The organism is Paenibacillus montanisoli (assembly GCF_003268025.1).
GTDB lineage: Bacteria > Bacillota > Bacilli > Paenibacillales > Paenibacillaceae > Paenibacillus_Z > Paenibacillus_Z montanisoli.
Map to the genome: position 1 here is coordinate 339,630 of NZ_QLUW01000005.1, position 20,577 is coordinate 360,206.

Consider the following 20,577-nt stretch of genomic DNA (forward strand, 5'->3'; position numbering starts at 1 on the left):
CACTTTGGTACAATAGCTTTACATATGCCATCACGTATCCGTAATGCAGCTTAAAGGGGGGGCTCCCGATGCATGAGGGGAAGATCATCAAATTTTACCGGGAAAAAGCGAACCTGACCCAAGATCAGCTGGGCACGGGCATCTGCTCCGATACCCATATCAGCAAGATCGAGCGCGGCATCACCGACTATTCGCAGGAGGTGCTGGATTTGCTGTGCGAGCGCCTCGGCATTTCCATGGACCGCGAGCTCGCCAAATTCGGCCGCATCAAGCAACGGCTTTACGACTGGCATGACGCCATCGTGAAGCAGATCAAGCCGGAGATGGAAGCCATCAAGGAGGAGCTTGAACAGGAAGCGCTGCTGCAAATATCCGAGTATGAGACGCTTTATTTGCTGCTTCAGGCCAAGTATCTGCTTCAGCAGATCGAGCCCGACAAGGCGCTGCGGATCATCAAGCGGATCGGTAAAACGGCCGAGCGGCTGCCTCCCTTCGAAAGCAATCTGCTCAAACACATCGAAGGCATGTATCATCTGTCGCAGGATAACTATCAGCAGGCGATCGAAACGATGAAGACGATTCAAGAGAAAGAATACAATAACCCTGAGTATTACCACCACATGGCCATTGCCTATCATACGCTGATGTCCGAGGTGATGGCTTATTTCTGCGCCGAGAAGGCACGCAATTTTTTCAAGGACATCAATTGCTTCCTGCGGGTCATCGACGCGGAAATGATCATGCTCATCCAGGTCAAAGACGACGTCGGGCATAATTTTCAAGAAGTGATCACCCGCTTTGAGAACTTAATCCAGAGCTGTGATATGTGCAATGCGCCGGACCGGAAAGCGAAGGTTGTCCATAACCTGGCCTTCGAGTATTTCCGGCGCAAGGAGTATGTAAAGTCGGGCAAGCTGTATAAACAGTCCATGGAACTCAAGCTGCCCCGCACCAGGCCTTATCTCCTGTCCTTAGAAGGCCATATCCGCAGCTGCTACGAAGGCAAGCTGCTGGAGAAGGACGAGCTGGAGAGACTGACGCAGGAAGGGTTGAAGTCCGCTTCGGCAGCCAAGGATAAACTGTTCATCCTGCTCTTCACGCTGCTGCTTCATCTGATCCGCGGCGAAGAAGCTCAATACTACCGCTATCTAAGCGATGAGGCGCTTCCGGTCTTCCGCAAATTCGGCTATGCCTTCCTGATCGAGCGGTCGGAGAAGCAGCTGTTTCAGTATTATGCCGACACCGGCAACACCGAAGCCGCCCTGCTTGTCGCCCGCTCGCTCCTGAGGGAACGTACCATCGGCTAGCATCCGGCTCATCCCGCCGGCAGCAAAAGACCCGCAGCACGGTTATCCGTACGGCGGGTCTTTTGGTCATTCTAGCGGCTTATCTTTTTTTGCTTCTTTTCGAGGACGTTCTAGTACGTTTGCCGCGCTTTACGCTCGACACCATGACATCTTTCTCCGAATACGTGTAGCAGTGATTATATACTGGGCAGCAGTGATGTTGCTTCACGATATTGATAGGATGCACGACGTTGACTTGCTGTGGATGGTAAACGTCTTCTAATACGGTCTCCGGCTGATCATAGATTGTTTGGGGCGGACAGTCCGGCATAAAGTCCATCGCGCCAGCGACGTTGCTTGGTCCCATGTTTGCGCCCGCAACGTTGCTTGGGCCCATATTCGCGCCCGCAACATTGCTTGGGCCCATGTTCGCGCCGGCAACCGGCATCATTTGATTCCAGTAGTTACGTTTCAAAGTATTCGCTCCTTCCTGATTTGGAATACAACACATCGTATTCACAAACGAGCAAGGTGGCCTGTACTCTTGCCATGGAAGGCGATAGCCTGTCATTGTTCAGCCGTCTTCCGGACGGGACGGATGCCGGCGAGGCAGCTGTCCGCATGAAAAAAGCCGCCTAGGGACAATTGCCCCGGCAGCTTTGATGCATGTTATGTACGCGGATTAGAGCGCTTTGATCTCTAGCAGCTCGTACTCGATAATACCCATCGGTGCATTGACCTGGATCCTGCTTCCGACCTTCTTCCCGAGCAACTCCTTGCCAAGCGGGCTCTCGTACGAAATTTTATTCGCCGAAACGTCCGCCTCAGCGGGAGCTACGATTTGGTACTCGATCCGTTCGTTAAACTCCACATCGTTCAAGACGACCGTCGCACCGATTTGAACCGTATTCGTATTGCTCGGGTCCGTCTCGACAATGCGCGCGGTATTCAGCATTTTCTCCAGCATTATAATCCGGGTCTCCATGAACGACTGGTCGTTCTTCGCGGAGTGATATTCGCTGTTCTCCTTCAAATCGCCATAGCTGATAGCCAGCTTGATCCGTTCGGCCAGCTCTTTGCGCTTCACGTATTTGAGATCGTCGAGCTCCTCCTGCAGCTTGGCGTAGCCTTCTTTGGTCAGAATCATTTCTTCACCGGACATGTTCACCGCTCCCGTTCCATGGATTACCTCTATTTTACCCGATTTGGGGCCATACGTCGCCTCGATCCCACCTCAATAATTGTTGACAAAAAAAGAGCTCCCTATAAGAGGGCAGCCCTTGCAAAAATTGTTAAAAACGCGCGCGACGGTCAAAGGTCGATGGCAGCGTGCGGCTTGCTGTAATGGCTCGTTCCTCCGCCGCCCACCAGCACCTTCCCACCCCTGGGAAAAACAATCAGCTTAGAGGCCCCGGTACTGAGCAGGACGGTTACCTTGGCGTTGTTTCGGGTTGCCGTGTACACGACATATCCGCTTCTGGCAATTAACGCGCGCCAGTTACTGTCGAACTCCGAACGAACCACCCGACTCGAATAGACCTGGTTCTCTTTCCTGATATCCTTCGCTTTCAATCCCGCCATCTCCCGAATCCTTCTTTCATCGCGTAGTCGCTTGCTCCTACGCTATCCTATTCGGAAGGCACGGGGGCGCTTGGACGCAGCGGCACATAGATGTCCAGTTCGGAATCGGCAAGCCCTTCACGGAACCGTTCGTCGTAGCGCTCGAAATCGAATCCGCTGCCGCCCGCATCGTCCAAGCCGCGCAGCGCTTCCCCGGAGGCCGGCAGCCATTCGCCGTAGATGTAGCGGAATGTCTCGCCGAGCAGCTCGGTGGAGCCGATATGCGTGAAGACCGCATACCGGCCGCCCGGTACGGCATACGCCTGCGCGCCATCCGGAAGACCCGCCGGGTCTGCTACCTCTGTGCCCGCTACATAGACGAACGCTCCCTCTCTGCCGGCCGATTGCGGGTCGTAGATCTCCAGCCCGTAGCAGATCCGTTCATCGGCCTTGCCCGGCAGCCCGGACCAGATTCCGCTGAGCGCTTTCCAAGCCTGCGCAATATTGCGATCCTTTGTCGTATCCGTCGTGCACTTGACCCCTGCTACATACATCGTCCGGCATTCGATCAGTTTCGGCTCTCTCATCGTACACGCTCTCCTTCGTAGAGATTCCGGGGGCTCTCCGAACCGCTTCATGAACGAACGGATGAACGACTCATGGCTGTTATATCCGATATCGAAGCCGATTCCCGTGCCGGATTGCCGCGAACTCCTCAGCTTCCGCGCCGCATACGCGAGGCGACGCTCGCGAATGAACTGCGACAGCGTCTCGCCCATGCAGGCATAGAACAACCGGTGAAAGTGAAACGGGGAATAGCCCGCCATCCGGGCAAGCTCCTCCAGATGAAGCTCCTCCTGCAGATGCGCCTCCACATAGGCGGCCGTCCGCCAAACCGCGGCATACCGCTCGTCGTCTTTTTCCATTCGGATCACCTCCTTGCCTCTAATGGTAGGCCATGACGGCATCCGGCACCTGACTTTTCTTGCGGTGTTGGATGAAAAAAGGCGCATCTCCGGTTGTTTTCGCGGGATACGCCTTCATGGTTGTTCGGTTTATACGGAAGCTTTGATCTGCTTGCTGCGCAGCTGCCCGCAGGCCGCATCGATGTCGGTTCCGTGCTCGAGCCGGACGCTGACGCTGACGGACTGCTTTTTGAGCGTGTCGTAGAAGACGCGGATCGATTCTTGCTCGCTGCGCTGGTACTGACTGTGCTCATCTACCGGATTATACGGGATAAGGTTCACGTTCACCATCGGGCGGCGGTCGCCGATCAGCTCCGCCAGCTCGAGCGCATGCTCCATCCGGTCATTGACGTCTCTCAGCAAAATATATTCCAGCGTCACGCGGCGCTTATTCTTGCTCAAATAATAATCGATCGCCTTCATCAGCGGCTCGATCGGAATGGCGCGGTTAATCTTCATGATGCGCGTGCGCAGCTCGTCATTCGGCGCATGGAGCGATACCGCCAGGTTGACGCCGAGATTGCGGTCGGTGAATTCGACGATTTTGTCCGCGAGTCCGCTTGTGGAGACGGTGATATGCCTTGCTCCGATCGCCAGCCCTTTATGATCCTTGACGATTTCAAGGAAATCGACCATGTTTTCGAAGTTGTCGAACGGCTCCCCGATGCCCATCACGACGATATGGCTGACCCGCTCCTCTTGCCCCGCGGCATCCAGATACAGCTGAACCTTCATGATTTGGCCGACGATTTCGCCTGCCGACAGGTCGCGGCTCTTGGCTAGCAGCCCGCTCGCGCAGAAGCTGCAGCCGATGTTGCAGCCGACCTGCGTCGTCACGCAGACGGACAGCCCGAATTTATGCCGCATCAGCACGGTCTCAATCAGGTTGCCGTCCTGCAGCTTGAGCAGAAATTTCACCGTGCCGTCAGCCGACTCCTGCTTCGTATGCTCGGACAGCGTCCGAAGCTCGAAGTGCTCCTCCAATAGCTGAAGGCAAGCAGCGTTCACGTCGGTCATGTCGGCGAAAGCCGTGACCCGCTTCCGGTACAGCCAATCCCAGACCTGACGCGCCCGCGATGGTTTATGTCCGCGCTCCGCAAGCCAGCCGGCCAGCTTGTCGAATGTGAAGCCGTAGATGGATGGTTTGTGCATGATCCGTTATCCTCATTTCAATCCCTATGAATTTCGTCCCGTTAGAACACTTTAACTAGTATTGTCCCAAAATTCCGGGGCGAACACAAGGGCGGATCGCTTACATGGCCAGCCTATTCGGTGAAAGCGGCAATCCGCTGATTCACGGTTTCCCTCAGCGCAAGCAGCCATTCACTCTCTTCGGGATAGCTGCTGAACGTAATGCCGTCCATCAGCGTCCGCAGTTCTTCCTTGCCGCCCAGCTCTTCCAGCAGGGCGAACGCTCTCATATCTTGCAGCGCTTCATAGAAGACCTCCATGCGGATCGATTCAATCGGCCCTTCCTCTCCGGGATAAACGAGGAACGCATCGCCGGAAGGAAATGCGTGGCCGGCATCGGTCGTAACGAACGGATCAATCGCCTTCCGCGAGTACTGGCTGAACCAGAAATTAAAGCCCCAGTGCAGGAATCCTGTGATGCCGAACTTGTGCAGCTGCACCCCGATGATCCGGTTGCGGGCGGACGGGAAAGTGAAGAACCGGTTGGCTACGTCCTTGTACTGCCCGCAGCAATAATACGTCCATAAATCCGCGACGCCCGCCTCCAGGAAGGGCTCGATATGATTGGTCGCCGGAATCGGACGGGGTACAAGACCCGACTCATAGAAGGCAAAATCCGAGAGAGCGTCGATGACCGGGTAGCCTTTCAGCATCGGCCTCAGGAAGTCGCTGGCCAAGCGGTAGTTTTCCAAGGTATTCATGTACGGCTCATCGGAAATATGGAAGTACACCTTCTGCTGAAGGCCGCGTTTCTCCACCCATTTCAGCAGCTCCGGCACGAACTGGCCGAGGAAGCTGCGGTACGCTTCGCCGGCGGCTTCCGTTTCCCAGCCGAAAATCCGCTTGTGCGTCCCATTCTCTGCGGCCATGATTTTCGGTGCGTGCTTCGCTCCCCATTGGGTATAGAGGTGGGAAAATTCGAAGTAGCGAATGCCCGCGGCCAGACAGAGATCCGCCCACCGATCCAGCTTATCGAAGCCGAATGCGTATCGATCGCCCGTCTTCTCGACATCGACCAGCTGCACGGTCGGGCGCTCGCCGCCGACAGCGGTATCCAGCGGCGGCGTGAAAAGAGGCGTCAGCAGCATGTTGATGCCATGCTTCACGGCCGTCTTAATATAAGCCTCCAGCAAATCCCAGTGCTCTTCGCTGAACACCGGTACGTTATAGTACGTTGCAATGCAATCGGAATGGAACCATTCGGTATGGATCAGCTTCTGCTCCGGAAGTTCACGCGGGATGACGGTCAGTTCGAACGTTTCGCTGCCGATCGCCTCGCCTCCAGCAGATGTGAAGCGGACTTCGATCGGATACGTCCCGCCTTGATCGGCGCGTTCCACCTCTACCGTGATCCAAACGGAGCGCCATACGTTCGGCAGCGCCGAGATGCCCTCATCGGCCTTCACGGGGAAGAGCGGATCAGGGAATAGGCCGGGCTTAGACTGGAAGATGCGGCTGTCGTGGTCTTCATAGATCGGCAGTTCGGAAGGCGCAAGCCCCACCGAACGGACGGAGATCGAGCTGTTCGGCAGAGCGGTTTTTGCCTGAACCTGGATATGCTTCAGCAGCCGATCGCTGCGGAATGCCACTTGAAAGGCGTATGCTTCGCCCCAGAGGGCGCTGCCCTTCTTGTATGCGGGCTCAAGGAGCTCCGTGTCCTCCGCGAAAATTTTGGCCAGCGAGCTGACGCAGCGTGTCTCCAGCTTGATTTCGTTCCGATTCTCCATTTGAATTCCTCCTTAATTTTCGAATAGAAGCGTGCCGAATCGATCCGGCTTATGAAAATTCACCAAGCCCGTCGGCTGCCAAGCCTGATACTCCCGGACGCCAGCGCGATTTTCATCAATTCGGTAAAAATTAACCCGCCAGCGCTGACCGGCTTCAAGCGGCTGCGCGAAGCTGCCTGCCGGTACGCGAATGTCGTACAGCCGCACTCCGGCCTCCACTTCGCTCACGTTCGTGTGCAGCCCTTCAATATCCCAGCTCGTATCGATCCCAAGCGTGCCGCTGCCGTCATTGGCAATGCGTGCGTCAAACACGACGTTCCTCGGGCTCACCTCTAGCTCCAGATAGCCCGTACCGCTGCCCGCCTCGTCGATGAATACCTCCACGACATCCTGGTTGTACAGCGGCTCATCCCGCTCGGTGTAGTCGGAGACGATATGGCTGTCTCCGCAAAGAAACTGGATCAGAAGCGCATCGGTCGTCCACCCGCAGCGGACCTTCGTCCATTCCGCCGGCGCCTCCGCGCTTACCGTGTCACGCAGCTCGACCCATTCCCCGCTGATCTCGCCCTCAGCGCTTGCTTTCTTGCACACATAGACTTGCTGCTCTCTTTGGTCCAACCTCAGCCACCTCTTTCTACCTTTCTACTTCTCCCATCATAGCCAATCCCCTCCCCGATTGATTTAGCTTATAGGGGTAAAATTTAGACGATTCCGAGAAGGTAGGCGCCAGTTGGTCCGCAGGTCCGAATCTCTGGCTGCGGACGGCCATTTCCGGACCCATGTGCGGTAACTGCTACCTCTCTTGGTGCTGCTTTCGCCGCTTTTCCGCTTATGTGCGGTAACTGTTACCTCACTTGGTGTTACTTTCGCCGCTTTTCCGCCTATGTGCGGTAACTGCTACCTCTCTTGGTGCTGCTTTCGCCGCTTTTCCGCCTATGTGCGGTAACTGTTACCCCTCTTGGTGCTGCTTTCGCCGCTTTTCCGCCCATGTGTGGTAACTGCTACCTCTCTTGGTGCTGCTTTCTCCGCTTTTCCGCCTATGTGCGGTAACTGCTACCCCTCTTGGTGCTGCTTTCGCCGCTTTTCCGCCTATGTACGGTAACTGCTACCTCTCTTGGTGCTGCTTTCGCCGCTTTTCCGCCTAAGTGCGGTAACTGCTACCTCTCTTGGTGCTGCTTTCGCTGCTTTTCCACCTATGTGCGCTAACTGCTACCTCTCTTGGTGCTGCTTTCTCCGCTTTTCCGCCCATGTGCGGTAACTGCTACCTCTCTTGGTGCTGCTTTCGCCGCTTTTCCGCCCGTGTACGGTAACTGCTACCCCTCTTGGTGCTGCTTCGCCGCTTTTCAGTCCATGTGCGGTAACTGTTACCTCTCTTGGTGTTACTTTCGCCGCTTTTCCGCCTAAGTGCGGTAACCGCTACCTCTCTTGGTATTACTTTCGCCGCTTTTCCGCCCATGTGCGGTAACTGCTACCTCTCTTGGTGCTGCTTTCGCCGCTTTTCCGCCTATGTGCGGTAACTGCTACTTCTCTTGGTATTACTTTCAGCCAATGCGCTGCTCTGGGTGCCACTCTTGTGCCCAATCTCGTTTGCACCACTGCCGCAACTTGCAATGAACTGAAAAAACCCGAAACCGACTCCACAGGAGCCGATTTCGGGCCAACTTCACATTAACGTTAACGTTATATTTAGGATAAAAAAATTAGCTTCATTCCGTTAGTGCGCTTCCGCCTCATCTACATGCTTCAAATGCTTGCGGTTCACCCAGATGAAGATGACCGCCAGAACGACGAAGCCGCCGCCGATGTAGAATGGCGCGTGGAAGTCAAACCATTCGGCGAATTTCACCGCATAGTAAGGCGCTAGAGCACCGCCGATAAAGCGAAGGAAGCTGTATGCCGCGGAAGCTGTCGGACGTTCGACCGGTGCCGCGTTCATGACCGCCGTCGTGATTAGCGTATTGTTGTTTCCTAAGAATGCGCCTGCCAAGATAACCATCGCGATGATGACCGTCTTATCGGTCGTCCAGTAACCCATGACGAACAAGGTGACCGCGAAGAGCAGCAATTGCATGCACATCGCCTTGATCGTTCCATAGCGCTGCTGCAGCTTCGGAGCCGTGATGACGGACGTGAACGCGAGCAGGAGGCCCCATCCCAGGAATACGTAGCCCAGTCCGTGAACATCCAAGTGATGCAAATGTCCAAGCACAAGAGCAGCATAGACAAGCAGTGTAAAGAATCCGAAGTTATAGAGTGCGGCCGAAATGCCGAAGATCAGCAGCGCGCGGTGCTTAAGCGCACGGAACGGATCGAGCAAGGAAACTTTCTTTCTGATCGTCTTCACCGTAGACGCATTCGACTTCGGCATCATGAACAGGATGCAGCAGAATGCAAGGACCATCAGGCATGCAACCCCGTAGAACGGACTGCGCCACGAAATCGCGCCGAGCTCGCCGCCAAGCAGCGGACCGACGGAAATGCCCAGGCCGACCGCGACTTCGAACAGAATGATCGATTTCGCCACGCCGACGCGAGACAGCGACACGATGGCAGACAAGGCGGTAGCGACGAAGAACGCATTGCCTAGGCCCCATCCGGCGCGAAGCCAAACGATGCCCATGACTTCGTTCACGCTTCCTGCGAGCGCAGAGAACAGCGCGATCAGCACAATGCCGGTCAGCAGCATTTTCTTAATGCCAAGACGCGAAGAAATAACGCCGGTAATAAGCATGGCCACGGCCATGACAGCGTTATAGCTGGTGAAAAGCAGAGTCAGCTGGCTGTCGGTTGCATGCAGCTGATCCTTCATCATCGGGAGGATCGGGTCGACGAGACCGAGACCCATGAATGCAATAATACTGGCGAACGCGATCGCCCAAACGGCGATCGGCTGATTGAACATCGATGTTTTTTGCGCGCTAGGCTGCAACGGATCCTTCGGTGCAGACTTGCGCGCGGCTGACGTTTGCGTTGACACTTATTCTCCTTCTTTCGTTCATTGTAGTTTCTCGAGTCCCTCCGTCACGCGTTTGCGGAGCCGCTCGATTTCCTTCCGGAATTCTTTCATCTTCTCGAGCTTATGGTCGATCATTCGAAGCTGCTGATCGATCATCTGCCCTGCTTCGAGCAGCTTGCTTCGCTTGAGCTCCACTTCCTCGGCCTGCCTGTAGGCATCGCCGGACTGCGCGAGCTGCTCGCGGAGCGCAACAAAATCGGTAATCTCCTGCAACGAGAAGCCGAGCACATCGCGTGCGTTAATGATCTGCTTCAGCCGTTCGATATGCAGACGGGTGTACAACCGGGTGCCGCCTTCCGTCCGCTCCGGCGGCGTTATCAAGCCAAGCTCTTCGTAGTAACGGATCGTGCGCTTGGTCAGCCCGCATTGCTTGGCCACTTCATCGATTTTGTAGCGCTCCTCCATGATTCCGTTCCTCCTCTCTTGTTTCGATTCGATTGACTCGTTTGATTTCATCTTACTCCTCCTATAACGTTAACGTCAACGTTAGATTTTTCCCGCCGTCTTCATTCTCGATCCTTATTGTACCCGTTCGCGGCCGCCTATCCTAGACAAAAGAAGCCCGTCCGCAGCGTTCTTCTCAGCCGCAAACGAGCTTTATTCATTTATTTCGTCAGCTTGCCGCTCCATGCGCCAAGTCCGCCTTTCAGATGCGCCAACTGCACATAGCCGCCGCTCTTCAAGAGCCGCGCCGCCGTCTTGCTGCGCATGCCGCTGCGGCAGTAGAGCAGCAGCCGGCCTTCCTTCGGCAGTTCGCTGAGACGTTCACCCAGCCGGGAGAGCGGCATGTTACGCGCCCCTGGAATGTGACCGCTATGATATTCAGCGGCTTCCCGCACATCGATCAGCAGCGATCCGCCGGCTTCCAGCTCCTTAAGAAAGGCTTCCGACCGTAAACTGCGTAATCCCTTCGCCGGTCCGAACTGCCTGTAAGCAAACCAAACGACAACGGCGGCAAAACATACATTGATGATCACTTCCATTCTCCTCTAGCCCCTTGGTCCATTCTAGAGATAGCTCGCCCGTTCCGGCTTGTATACCCCTATGGGTATATATCATAATCGACGATTCTCCTCATGTCAACGCCATGCCGACACTATTGTTAACCGTTTCTGCTGCCGTGTCCACCAGATTGCGATTGCATCAAATAATCTTCATCTGGGCAACATTACCACTGAAGTTTACATTCCCCTTGAGAGGAGCTTGGCGTTGGAACACGATTCGAATCAAACGCTCACGACCCGGCAGGGCCATCCCGTAACGGATAACCAGAATATCCGCACGGTCGGCAACCGCGGCCCAAGCACGCTGGAGAACTACCATTTTATCGAGAAAATTACCCACTTTGACCGGGAACGCGTGCCGGAGCGCGTCGTTCATGCCCGCGGGGCGGGCGCGCACGGCAGCTTCGAAGCCTATGGCAAAGCAGGCGATGAGCCGGTCTCGAAATATACGCGCGCGAAGCTGCTTCAGGAGGCCGGCAAGCAGACACCGGTATTTGTCCGCTTCTCGACCGTTATTCATGGCGGGCATTCGCCGGAGACGCTCCGGGACCCGCGCGGTTTCGCGGTGAAATTTTACACCGAAGACGGCAACTGGGATATGGTCGGAAATAACTTGAAAATTTTCTTCATCCGCGATCCGCTCAAATTCCCCGATATGGTCCACGCGTTCAAGCCCGATCCGTTGACCAACGTGCAGGATATGCAGCGCTTCTTCGATTTCGTCTCGCTGACTCCGGAAGCGACGCACATGATCACCTTCCTGTTCTCGCCTTGGGGCATTCCCGCGAATTACCGGCAGATGCAGGGCTCGGGAGTCAATACGTACAAATGGGTGAATGCCGCCGGCGAAGCGATGCTTGTAAAATATCACTGGGAACCGCAGAAGCAGGGCATCAAGAACCTGCTGCAAAGCGAAGCGAGCGAAATCCAGGCGATGAACTTCAACCATGCCACGCTCGATCTGTATCAGGCGATCGAAGCCGGAGACTATCCGGAGTGGGAGCTGTGCGTTCAGTTGATGACCGACGATGAGCATCCGGAGCTGGATTTCGACCCGCTCGACCCGACCAAGCTATGGCCGCCCGAGCAGTTCCCGTTCCTCCCCATCGGCAAAATGACGCTCAACCGCAACCCGGAAGATTATTACACCGAGGTGGAGCAGGCCTCCTTCGGCACGGGCGTCCTCGTGGATGGGCTCGATTTCTCCGACGATAAGCTGCTGCAGGGCCGCACCTTCTCGTATTCGGATACGCAGCGGCACCGGGTCGGCACCAACTACCTGCAGCTGCCGATAAATGCGCCGAAAACGCATGTGGCGACGAATCAGAGCGGCGGGCAAATGCAGTACCGTGCGGACCGTGCTTCCGGGCAAAATCCGCACGTGAACTACGAGCCATCCTCGATGGGCGGCCTGCAGGAAGCGGCGAAGAGCGGCAAAGATCACGAGCCGCACTACGACGCGAAGCTGACCAGGCACAAGATCGACCGCACGAACGATTTCAAGCAGGCCGGCGACACGTTCCGCGCCTTCGAGAGCTGGGAGCAGGACGAACTCGTCAACAATTTGGTCGGCGCGCTGTCGGGGTGCAAGGAGGATATCCGGTCGCGGATGGTCGGGTACTTCACCGAGGCAGACGCCGATTATGGCCGGCGCGTCGCGGAAGGGCTGAAGCAGGCCGACCGCGATCGGCCGTCGATGGCGGAGCAGGCCGTCGATAAGGCGAAACGCGAGGGCCATGGGGCCGATCCTTATTGAGCGCTGCAGCCGCGGCAAAAAAAGCCGCAAGCATTCACAATGCTTGCGGCTTTTTTTGCGGCTATTCCTCTTTGTCCGGCAATTGCTGCACATAGCTGTCCGACAAGTCCAGCAGCTTCAACGTCCGGTTGTATTGATCCTCTGTCGCCCCGTGTTCCGGCTCGCTGCCGTCCCGCAGCGAATAGTTCGTGCCGTCCTCGAAACCGATGCCCGGCAGGAACATGTCGTCTTCGGTAATGACCGACCCCGAAGGCAGGAAATGCCGCATCGGCAGCATGTTCGAGCCTTGGTTCAACAAGTCTTGGCCGAAATGAATCTGCCCGCTCAGCGAGGCGCCGACCAGATTCGCAACCGTTGGCATAATATCGATCTGACCGCCGGTCTGCTCCTTCGCGGCAGGGTAAGTCACGCCCGGAGCATGAAGCAGCAGCGGTACCCGGAACATATCGGGATAACCGTACTCGTGGCCAAGCATGCCAGCGACCAGGCTTTTCTCGTCGCGGTCAAGCGAGAACAGCGACAACCCCTGGTGATCGCCGTAGAACAGAATGATGCTGTCCTCCCACAACCCGCGTGCCTTCAGATCCTCAATAAACCGGCCAAGCGCGTAATCGGCATAGTTTTGGGCATGAATATAGTTACCGACAATGGTATTGTCGAATTGCTCGGGCAGCGTCATCCGATACTTGGACTCCGGCAGATTGTACGGATGGTGGGCGCTCATCGAAATAATTTGCGCATAGAACGGCTGCTCGCCTTCATCCAACTTCACCAGCTCGTCGATCGTTTTGTCGTACAGCACTTCATCGGATGAACCGAACGCGATGTGGTCCTCATCCCCGTAAAACGTTTTGTCGTAATAACGATCCCAGCCCAGCGACTTATAGAGCTCCGTCCGGTTCCAGAACGACACGTCGTTCGTATGGAATGTCGCCGTCGTGTATCCATGCGCGCGAAGCAGCTTCGGCAAGCTCGGCAGCGCCTTGTCCACGTTATTTTCGGTGGCAGCCTCATGCTCCGGCACATAAAGGGACGTATTCACGACATATTCGGCATCCGAGGTCGTTCCCTGCCCAACCATCGTATAGAAGTGGTTAAAATGAAACGTCTCATTCGCCAGCTTATTGATGTTCGGCGTCACTTCCTGGCCGTCGATCTTAAGCCCGATCAGGAAATCCTGGAACGATTCCATTTGGATGATGATGACGTTCTTGCCCTGGCTGACGCCGTGGTATTGCGGCACAGGCAGCGGCTGCGTGACGCCTTTCAGCTCGTCGATCGCATCCTGCGTAATGTCTGCCATCGGCACGACTTCACCATCCTTGTGGCTGTCGGCGAAGATGGTATAAAGCTCGTAGTTAAGCAGCCCCATCTCCTCGGCCTGCTTGTTCCCGTTCATGCTTGCGCGGTTCGGCCAAATATTGAGCAGGCAGAGCAGCGCGGAAATCGAGAACAGAACCAGGATGCCTTTCTTCTTCACCGGGCGCATGCTGACGCGCTGCTGGATCCGATTATGCTTCGGCCGCCAGATGATAAATGCCAGCACGACAATATCGAGAAAGATAAACAAGTAATAAGGGTCAAGAAGCGAATAAGTGCTTTCCCCTACCTGGGCTACTTTGCCCGCTTGGGCAAGCGCATGATACGTCACGATAATGCCGTAGTATTTGTAATACATCAGAACGGTAAAATAGAGCAGCGTGAGCAGGAAATTCACGAGCATGTAATAGAGCATTTTACGTTTGCCCGCCAGCCACTCAATCAGGCAGAACACGACCCAGAAGAACGGAATTTCCGTCACGAGCGTCATCCACGACGGCCCCTCATCGAAAACAACGGACCATGCCAATATGCCCTTCACTAATAGAATTAGCGTAAAATAAAAAAATCTGCGGTTAAGCAGCCTCATTAAAAAAGGCAACGTAAAGCAGCTCCTTCCCGAACAAACTAGATCAACCTTCACTCTATCATTTGACGCAGCGAATGCGCTAGAGTTTCAAAAAAATGTGAAATTTTCATAGAATTGCTTGTGAAATTTGTTACGTACCGATGTTTAGTTGTACCATGCAACTATTATATACTGGTATTATACAGGCAAAACAAGGTCTGTCAATCGCCGCATGCTCCCTTGCGTCGGGCGGATTGAACCTATATGCTTGTTGAATAGAGATTCCAAAATCAAGAAACGGTGAACAGTATGAACAATGATATCGATGTCTTGCATCGAATCGAACATGAAATGGCTATTTTTATCCGTCGGGCGGAGGCGGCCCGAATCGCTTATTTCAACGCTACCGGTCTGGATCGCTCCACCTATTTATTGCTTACGCATCTCTACGATAACGGGCCGCTCAGCATCAAGGCGCTCGCCGATACGTTCCAGCTGGATATTTCGACAGCGAGCCGGCAGACGGCATCGCTTGAGAGCAAGGGCTACGTCGAACGGACCGCAAGCCCCAAGGACGCCCGGGTCAGCCTGCTGCAGGTTACGTCTTCGGGCAGCGGGCAGCTGCTTCGGGTGAGAAGCATACGTCAATCCTTCTATACGGAGCTGATGCAGGAATGGACGCTAGAAGAAACTGCAAATTTTTGCGATTTGCTGCAGAAATTTAACCAAACCGTGGAGAATTACTCGAAAAGCAACAAAAATAATTGCGGCAAAGGGGGATCTTCACCCGATGGACAGTAAAAAACGTTTCTCGGATCGAGTCGGGCAATACGTCCGGTACCGCCCAAGCTATCCCGCGGAGGCGGTCGACTTTCTCTACGCCGAGGCTGGGCTGACCCTCTCTTCGGTCATAGCGGACGTCGGCTCCGGCACGGGCATTTTCACCCGGCTGCTGCTCGAGCGCGGCAACGCCGTTTATGCGGTAGAGCCAAACACGGACATGCGGCTGGCGGCCGAGGAGCAGCTTTCCGACTTCGATCGCTTCCGCTCCGTAAACGGCTCAGCGGAGGCGACCACGCTCCCTGACGCCTCGGTGGACGCCATCGTCTCCGCTCAGGCATTCCACTGGTTCGAGCCGGAATCGACCCGGCTTGAGTTTCGCCGCATCGTCCGCCCCGGCAGCAAAACGGCGCTCATTTGGAACAAGCGGCTGGTCGAGGATGATTTCTGTTCCGAGTATGACCGGCTTCTGTTACACTACGCGCCGGAGTACAAAGATGTGAACCATCGCCGGCTGAGCCACGAGGACTTCGCCGCTTTCTTCCAAGGAGGAAAGTATGCCAAAGCGGTTTTTGCCAACCAGCAGCTGTTTGATCTTGAAGGGTTGAAAGGCCGGACGATGTCCTCGTCCTACGTGCCGCTGCCAGGCTCGCCCGCGTTCGAGCCATACATGAAAGCACTGGAAACGTTATTTCAGGCTCATCAGAAGGATGGCGCAGTTCGCTTTCCGTACGAGACGGAGATTTACTTAGGCACGGTGTAGATCGGTTGATTGGCTTAGCGCATTATTCATTGTCCCCCAGGTGTGCTATAATTCTTGTATTATTTTTTCAACAAGGAGTTACGCCGCCATGAAAACGCTTGTTATCGTTGCACATCCCAAGATGCATGAGTCGAGAGTCAACCGCATATGGAAGGAACGGCTGATGAAAGAGCCGGGCGTTACCGTCCATGACCTATATGAAGCCTACCCGTCCGAAATGCTCGATGTGAAAAGAGAACAGGAACTGCTGCTGCAGCACGACCGCATCGTCTTCCAATTCCCGTTTCACTGGTACAGCACTCCTTCCCTGCTGAAAAAATGGCAAGATGAAGTGTACACCTACGGCTTCGGCTACGGCACAGGCAATAAGCTGAAGGGCAAGGAGTACGTGCTCGCCATTTCCGTCGGTCGCACCGAAGAGTCCTATCGTCCCGACGGCGAGAGCCTCTACACGATGGAGCAGCTGCTGCTGCCTCTGCAAGCGACCATTTTGCTTACGGAAATGAAGTACGTCCCGCCATTCCTGCTGTTTAGAGCGCCTCATCTTTCCGATGAAGAAATCGCGGAGAGCGCCGATCGGCTGGCTGCTTATTTAACGGCACCTATCGGCTCTTATGCTACTGTATAATAAACAAGGTCACCCAATTCGGGTGACCTTGTTTTGCTTTACGTATGTTTTTACGGCAGGCTCAGCTGCCACGTTACGCCAAACTTGTCCGATACCCAGCTGAACTTCTTGCTGAACGGGTACTCCATGAGCGGCATCAACACCCTTCCGCCCTCCGACAGCCGTTCGTGCAAACGATCGATCTCCTCTTCCGTCTCGCAGGTAATGAACAACGAGATCGAAGGCGTGAACGTAAACGCATGCTTCACGTGGCTATCGATGCACATGAACGCTTGTCCCTGCAAGGTGAACGTCGCCTTATAGACGCTGCCTTCCGGGCCCGGCCCTTCTGGACCGTACCGCATGATGTCCACGATCTCCGAGTTGTCGAAAATGGACGTGTACATGTTCATCGCTTCCTCCGCTCGTCCTTCGAACATGAGGAATGTCATAATCTTCTGGATGCCGCTGCTCACTATCCGTTCATCTCCCTCGTTTGATTTGAAAATACCTATTTATTGTCAACACATACGATATCCAAATCGCGGCTAATTATCAAGCGGGCGAAAAAGGGTAAAAAAACCACAGCATGAATGGGCGGCATTATGATACGATGAGAGCAAGCTTGTCCATATCATCTTTTACAATTGGAGGCGCTTACAGAATGAATGACGCGCAAGTGCGAGAAGGTTATTTCGGAGAGTTCGGCGGCAGCTTTGTTCCACCTGAATTGCAAGAGGTACTTGATTTTTTAAGCGCGCAATTCAACGCCTACAAGGACGATCCGGAGTTCAAGGAAGAGCTGAGCTATTATTTACGAGAGTATGTGGGCCGCGAAAATCCGCTCACCTTTGCCAAGCAAATTACCGAGGCTTGGGGCGGTCCGAAAATTTACTTAAAACGGGAAGACCTTAACCATACCGGCGCGCACAAAATCAACAACGTTGTCGGCCAAATCCTGCTCGCCAAGCGGATGGGCGCCAAACGCGTCATCGCCGAAACGGGAGCCGGCCAGCACGGAGTGGCCACGGCAACGGCTTGCGCCATGTTCGACATGGAATGCGTCATCTACATGGGTGCGGAGGATACCCGCCGTCAAGCGCTGAACGTGTTCCGCATGGAGCTGCTGGGCGCGACCGTCGTACCTGTGCATAAAGGACAAGGCCGTTTGAAGGACGCCGTGGACGAGGCGCTTAACGACCTGATCCAGAACTACAAGCATACCTTCTATCTGCTCGGATCGGCCGTTGGTCCGCATCCGTTCCCGACGATGGTGAAGCAATTCCAATCGGTCATCAGCGAGGAGTCGAAGCGTCAAATTCTTGAGAAGGAAGGACGTCTTCCCGATGCCGTGCTGGCCTGCGTAGGCGGCGGAAGCAATGCGATCGGCGCGTTCGCCCATTACTTGGACGAGCCTTCCGTACGGCTGATCGGGGTCGAGCCGGATCAAGCGCCGACATTGACGGAGGGCGTGCCAAGCGTCCTTCACGGGTTCAAGTGCTTGGTCCTGCTTGACGAAGAGGGCAATCCGAAGCCAACCTATTCCATTGCCGCCGGACTCGATTACCCTGGCATCGGACCGGAGCACAGCCACCTGAAGGTATCGGAACGGGCGGAATATGTAACGGTCAGCAATGAGGAAGTGCTGGCTGCATTCCAAGAGCTTTCCCGCACCGAAGGCATTATTCCGGCGCTCGAGAGCGCGCATGCCGTAGCCTATGCGAAGAAGCTGGCGAAGACGATGACCACGGACCAAATCGTCATCATCAACCTCTCCGGCCGCGGCGACAAGGACGTAGAGCAAGTCTTCCATATGTTGAAAAAGTAGCGCAATCTAAAGAGCCGTTTCGCACCCGCCAATCGAGGCACGCGAAACGGCTCTTCTTCTTCTATTACACGCTGTGCAGAGCGGCAAGCGCGGCGTCCCGATCCTTCAGAAAGAAGACTTGCTTGCCATGGTTGCTCTCGTAAATGAAATCCTTCAGGCTCTTGCTGTCATATCCGTCGAAATCGCCGACGATCGCCAGCTGAAAGCTGTAATTCGTAAACTTCTGCAGAATCTCCCCCGCGAGACGGGTCCGCAGCTCGAAGAAATCTTCCGTCACGTTCGATTTGTCCAATAAAATCTTGTCGCAGCCCTCCGCGTACCGGATCGCAGCCATCAGATCGAGAGCGCTTTGTACATCGCTAATCAGAGTATCCGGGCTTTCGAGGATGGCCACCTTCGAGTTCCCCTGCTGATCGACCGTTATCCGCATCTACTCGAACTCCCTGCTGCCCGGCCACGATCCTTGAAGCTTCCGCAGTAAAATAATTTGTCCCGTATGGTATGCGTCATGAAGCGCTAGCGAGAGAAGCTGCCCGCCGACCGGCGTCTCCGGAAGCGGCTTGTCCAGGTCCGCATCCTGAAAGTCGGTCAGATAGCCGTTAATTTCGCGGTGAACGGCGACCAGCTTCGCAATGGCTTGCTCCCAATCCATGGAAGGATCACTGTTTTGGAACGTATTGGTGTTGCCGTTATATGGCGCAGGCTCCAGTCCCTTCAGCCGCTGCAGCAGCCGCTCCTTGTAGAAAGTCAGATGATGAACCGTTTCGCGGATCGTGTTCGATGCCCCGCCCTCAGGACGCCAGTCCGCCTGCGTCTCCGTCACGCCTTCAAGCGCCTGGACAAGCGGCGGATGCCAGCCTTCCTCCTCCATGACAACGCCCCAGCTGTGCAGCAATATATCTTTTCGTCCCAAACCCATGATCCGTCACCCTTTCCGATTTGACTGACACCAGTCCATTATACCTGATTTTATCTGATAGCCTCACGATTTATTTGACAGATATTGCCTGACAACAAGGGGTGCACTATACTGGGTGTGAATCTATCCTTGCCGCAGGGAGGCCCTTATGAAACTGTATATTATCCGTCATGCAGAGCCGGACTACCCCAATAACACCATAACCCAGCCCGGCCACCTTGAAGCTCAGGCACTGGCCGAGCGTCTGGCTGGCACCAAGATTGACCGCATCTACAGCTCGCCGCTCGGACGAGCGCTGCACACGATGCAGTATACGGCCGATGCGCTCGGCATGCAGGCGACCGTGCTGCCGTGGCTGGAAGAACTGGGCGGCTGGCAGATGACAAATGCCGCCGGCGAGTCCATGATCGCTTGGAATTGCGATCCTACCTGGGTTCGGGAACACCGCCCGTTTCCTTCGAGCGACGATTGGCATGAGCGGGCGCCCTTTAATAATCCGGATTTTGCAAGACGGTTCCAGGAGATCAAGGATAACTCGGACCGCTTCTTCTTGGAAAACGGGTACCGGCGCGATGGCGGGCGGTATCGGATCGAGCGCCCGAATCGGGATGCGATCGCCATCTTCTGCCACCTTGGGTTCGGCTTGGCCTGGCTGTCCCACCTGCTCGAGCTGCCCCTGCCCATGATCTGGTCCGGGTTTTGGATCGCGCCGAGTTCGGTCACAACCGTCGTCATGGAAGAGCACGACCACGGCTGGGCGGCTCCGCGCTGCTACGGCGTCGGGGACATCGGCCATATTTACCGGTCCGGGCTGCCGGTCAGCAGCGCGGGCTTGATCGCGAACAACATCGACTAAAACGTAAGAAAGCGCCTGCTCCTATTTGAGCTGACGCTTTCCCTGCACGCATGCTAGATCTTCTTCACAAACTCCGATTTCAGCTTCATGGCGCCAAAGCCGTCGATTTTGCAATCAATGTCATGGTCGCCCTCTATGAGCCGAATGTTCTTGACTTTAGTGCCGATCTTCACAACGAGCGAGGTACCCTTTACTTTCAAATCCTTGATGACGGACACCGTATCGCCGTCGTTCAGGACGTTGCCGTTGGCGTCCTTGATGATCCGCACGTCGCCTTCGCGATCGTCTGTCGATGTCGGGTTCCACTCATGCGCGCATTCCGGACACACGAATTGGGTCCCGTCCTCGTAGGTGTATTCAGAGTTGCATTTCGGGCAATTAGGTACAGTAGACAAGGTCAGCAGGCTCCATTCTTCTTAGTATTCACCGCC

The 20,577-nt window shown here is 55.3% G+C and carries 22 protein-coding genes; 7 read left to right on the forward strand and 15 right to left on the reverse strand.

Translation table 11 applies throughout. From position 1 onward, the window contains the following. The first annotated feature begins 68 nt into the window (after positions 1-68). A complete protein-coding gene (locus DL346_RS24175; RefSeq protein WP_112884955.1) occupies positions 69-1,307 on the forward strand; it encodes a helix-turn-helix domain-containing protein in 1,239 nt (412 codons plus the stop codon). Positions 1,308-1,386: 79 nt separating this feature from the next. Here DL346_RS24175 and DL346_RS24180 read toward each other — a convergent pair whose 3' ends face one another. The 10 genes from DL346_RS24180 to DL346_RS24225 form a co-directional block, all read right to left on the reverse strand. After that, positions 1,387-1,761, reverse strand: a complete 375-nt coding sequence (locus tag DL346_RS24180) for a hypothetical protein (RefSeq protein WP_112884956.1) — start codon at positions 1,759-1,761, stop codon at positions 1,387-1,389. Positions 1,762-1,968: 207 nt separating this feature from the next. Next, positions 1,969-2,448: a transcription elongation factor GreA gene (greA, locus tag DL346_RS24185; protein WP_112884957.1), complete on the reverse strand. Its 480-nt coding sequence runs from the start codon at positions 2,446-2,448 to the stop codon at positions 1,969-1,971. Positions 2,449-2,597: 149 nt separating this feature from the next. Beyond that, on the reverse strand, positions 2,598-2,867 hold the full coding sequence (locus tag DL346_RS24190) for a hypothetical protein (RefSeq protein ID WP_112884958.1): 270 nt from the start codon (positions 2,865-2,867) through the stop codon (positions 2,598-2,600). A 47-nt stretch (positions 2,868-2,914) separates the two neighbouring features. Next, a complete protein-coding gene (locus tag DL346_RS24195) occupies positions 2,915-3,772 on the reverse strand; it encodes an AraC family transcriptional regulator (RefSeq protein WP_165822651.1) in 858 nt (285 codons plus the stop codon). A 129-nt stretch (positions 3,773-3,901) separates the two neighbouring features. Continuing rightward, entirely contained in the window at positions 3,902-4,963 is a 1,062-nt protein-coding gene (rlmN, locus tag DL346_RS24200) for a dual-specificity RNA methyltransferase RlmN (protein WP_112884960.1), read from the reverse strand. Between the two features lie 113 nt (positions 4,964-5,076). Next, positions 5,077-6,729: a DUF4091 domain-containing protein gene (locus DL346_RS24205; protein WP_112884961.1), complete on the reverse strand. Its 1,653-nt coding sequence runs from the start codon at positions 6,727-6,729 to the stop codon at positions 5,077-5,079. A 12-nt stretch (positions 6,730-6,741) separates the two neighbouring features. Further along, positions 6,742-7,347, reverse strand: coding sequence for a carbohydrate-binding family 9-like protein (locus DL346_RS24210; protein WP_165822652.1), 606 nt, complete (start codon positions 7,345-7,347; stop codon positions 6,742-6,744). Positions 7,348-8,443: 1,096 nt separating this feature from the next. After that, positions 8,444-9,706 (reverse strand): MFS transporter, encoded by a 1,263-nt coding sequence (locus tag DL346_RS24215; protein WP_420849598.1) that lies wholly within the window; start codon positions 9,704-9,706, stop codon positions 8,444-8,446. Between the two features lie 18 nt (positions 9,707-9,724). After that, the gene (locus tag DL346_RS24220; RefSeq protein ID WP_240633391.1) at positions 9,725-10,201 is read right to left on the reverse strand and encodes a MerR family transcriptional regulator; all 477 of its coding nucleotides are present in this window, start codon (positions 10,199-10,201) and stop codon (positions 9,725-9,727) included. Between the two features lie 149 nt (positions 10,202-10,350). Continuing rightward, entirely contained in the window at positions 10,351-10,728 is a 378-nt protein-coding gene (locus tag DL346_RS24225) for a rhodanese-like domain-containing protein (protein ID WP_112884964.1), read from the reverse strand. A 184-nt stretch (positions 10,729-10,912) separates the two neighbouring features. On the opposite strand from DL346_RS24225, the gene DL346_RS24230 reads away from it, so the two are divergent. After that, positions 10,913-12,505, forward strand: a complete 1,593-nt coding sequence (locus tag DL346_RS24230; RefSeq protein ID WP_420849601.1) for a catalase — start codon at positions 10,913-10,915, stop codon at positions 12,503-12,505. 61 nt (positions 12,506-12,566) lie between these two features. Here DL346_RS24230 and DL346_RS24235 read toward each other — a convergent pair whose 3' ends face one another. Continuing rightward, positions 12,567-14,426 carry an LTA synthase family protein gene (locus DL346_RS24235; RefSeq protein ID WP_112884965.1) on the reverse strand — a complete coding sequence of 620 codons (1,860 nt, stop codon included), beginning with the start codon at positions 14,424-14,426 and terminating at the stop codon, positions 12,567-12,569. A 276-nt stretch (positions 14,427-14,702) separates the two neighbouring features. Here DL346_RS24235 and DL346_RS24240 point away from each other — a divergent pair, with 276 nt between their 5' ends. The 3 genes from DL346_RS24240 (at position 14,703) to DL346_RS24250 (ending at position 16,564) form a co-directional block, all read left to right on the forward strand. Next, positions 14,703-15,194 (forward strand): MarR family winged helix-turn-helix transcriptional regulator, encoded by a 492-nt coding sequence (locus DL346_RS24240; RefSeq protein ID WP_112884966.1) that lies wholly within the window; start codon positions 14,703-14,705, stop codon positions 15,192-15,194. Continuing rightward, positions 15,184-15,936 (forward strand): class I SAM-dependent methyltransferase, encoded by a 753-nt coding sequence (locus DL346_RS24245; RefSeq protein WP_112884967.1) that lies wholly within the window; start codon positions 15,184-15,186, stop codon positions 15,934-15,936. The genes DL346_RS24240 and DL346_RS24245 overlap by 11 nt, the downstream gene beginning before the upstream one ends. Positions 15,937-16,024: 88 nt before the next feature. Continuing rightward, the gene (locus tag DL346_RS24250) at positions 16,025-16,564 is read left to right on the forward strand and encodes an NAD(P)H-dependent oxidoreductase (RefSeq protein ID WP_112884968.1); all 540 of its coding nucleotides are present in this window, start codon (positions 16,025-16,027) and stop codon (positions 16,562-16,564) included. Between the two features lie 50 nt (positions 16,565-16,614). On the opposite strand, the gene DL346_RS24255 is transcribed toward DL346_RS24250, so the two are convergent. Continuing rightward, positions 16,615-17,019 carry a VOC family protein gene (locus DL346_RS24255; protein ID WP_112884969.1) on the reverse strand — a complete coding sequence of 135 codons (405 nt, stop codon included), beginning with the start codon at positions 17,017-17,019 and terminating at the stop codon, positions 16,615-16,617. A gap of 188 nt (positions 17,020-17,207) precedes the next feature. On the opposite strand from DL346_RS24255, the gene trpB reads away from it, so the two are divergent. After that, complete coding sequence (gene trpB, locus DL346_RS24260; RefSeq protein WP_112884970.1) at positions 17,208-18,371, forward strand: tryptophan synthase subunit beta; 1,164 nt, start codon at positions 17,208-17,210, stop codon at positions 18,369-18,371. A gap of 64 nt (positions 18,372-18,435) precedes the next feature. Here trpB and DL346_RS24265 read toward each other — a convergent pair whose 3' ends face one another. Then, positions 18,436-18,801 (reverse strand): DUF4180 domain-containing protein, encoded by a 366-nt coding sequence (locus DL346_RS24265; RefSeq protein WP_112884971.1) that lies wholly within the window; start codon positions 18,799-18,801, stop codon positions 18,436-18,438. Further along, on the reverse strand, positions 18,802-19,290 hold the full coding sequence (locus DL346_RS24270; RefSeq protein WP_240633393.1) for a DinB family protein: 489 nt from the start codon (positions 19,288-19,290) through the stop codon (positions 18,802-18,804). A gap of 148 nt (positions 19,291-19,438) precedes the next feature. On the opposite strand from DL346_RS24270, the gene DL346_RS24275 reads away from it, so the two are divergent. Beyond that, entirely contained in the window at positions 19,439-20,146 is a 708-nt protein-coding gene (locus tag DL346_RS24275; RefSeq protein WP_112884972.1) for a histidine phosphatase family protein, read from the forward strand. 53 nt (positions 20,147-20,199) lie between these two features. Here DL346_RS24275 and DL346_RS24280 read toward each other — a convergent pair whose 3' ends face one another. Then, positions 20,200-20,541 (reverse strand): zinc ribbon domain-containing protein YjdM, encoded by a 342-nt coding sequence (locus DL346_RS24280; RefSeq protein ID WP_112884973.1) that lies wholly within the window; start codon positions 20,539-20,541, stop codon positions 20,200-20,202. Positions 20,542-20,577 lie beyond the last annotated feature (36 nt).

Excerpts from the sequence above, each read along its gene's own strand:
- DL346_RS24225 (WP_112884964.1), bottom strand. The coding sequence starts at position 10,728 with ATGGAAGTGATCATCAATGTATGTTTTGCCGCCGTTGTCGTTTGGTTT.
- DL346_RS24195 (WP_165822651.1), bottom strand. The coding sequence starts at position 3,772 with ATGGAAAAAGACGACGAGCGGTATGCCGCGGTTTGGCGGACGGCCGCC.
- DL346_RS24245 (WP_112884967.1), top strand. The coding sequence starts at position 15,184 with ATGGACAGTAAAAAACGTTTCTCGGATCGAGTCGGGCAATACGTCCGG.
- DL346_RS24175 (WP_112884955.1), top strand. The coding sequence starts at position 69 with ATGCATGAGGGGAAGATCATCAAATTTTACCGGGAAAAAGCGAACCTG.
- DL346_RS24205 (WP_112884961.1), bottom strand. The coding sequence starts at position 6,729 with ATGGAGAATCGGAACGAAATCAAGCTGGAGACACGCTGCGTCAGCTCG.
- trpB (WP_112884970.1), top strand. The coding sequence starts at position 17,208 with ATGAATGACGCGCAAGTGCGAGAAGGTTATTTCGGAGAGTTCGGCGGC.
- rlmN (WP_112884960.1), bottom strand. The coding sequence starts at position 4,963 with ATGCACAAACCATCCATCTACGGCTTCACATTCGACAAGCTGGCCGGC.
- greA (WP_112884957.1), bottom strand. The coding sequence starts at position 2,448 with ATGTCCGGTGAAGAAATGATTCTGACCAAAGAAGGCTACGCCAAGCTG.
- DL346_RS24190 (WP_112884958.1), bottom strand. The coding sequence starts at position 2,867 with ATGGCGGGATTGAAAGCGAAGGATATCAGGAAAGAGAACCAGGTCTAT.
- DL346_RS24265 (WP_112884971.1), bottom strand. The coding sequence starts at position 18,801 with ATGCGGATAACGGTCGATCAGCAGGGGAACTCGAAGGTGGCCATCCTC.
- DL346_RS24275 (WP_112884972.1), top strand. The coding sequence starts at position 19,439 with ATGAAACTGTATATTATCCGTCATGCAGAGCCGGACTACCCCAATAAC.
- DL346_RS24220 (WP_240633391.1), bottom strand. The coding sequence starts at position 10,201 with ATGAAATCAAACGAGTCAATCGAATCGAAACAAGAGAGGAGGAACGGA.
- DL346_RS24250 (WP_112884968.1), top strand. The coding sequence starts at position 16,025 with ATGAAAACGCTTGTTATCGTTGCACATCCCAAGATGCATGAGTCGAGA.
- DL346_RS24240 (WP_112884966.1), top strand. The coding sequence starts at position 14,703 with ATGAACAATGATATCGATGTCTTGCATCGAATCGAACATGAAATGGCT.
- DL346_RS24270 (WP_240633393.1), bottom strand. The coding sequence starts at position 19,290 with ATGGGTTTGGGACGAAAAGATATATTGCTGCACAGCTGGGGCGTTGTC.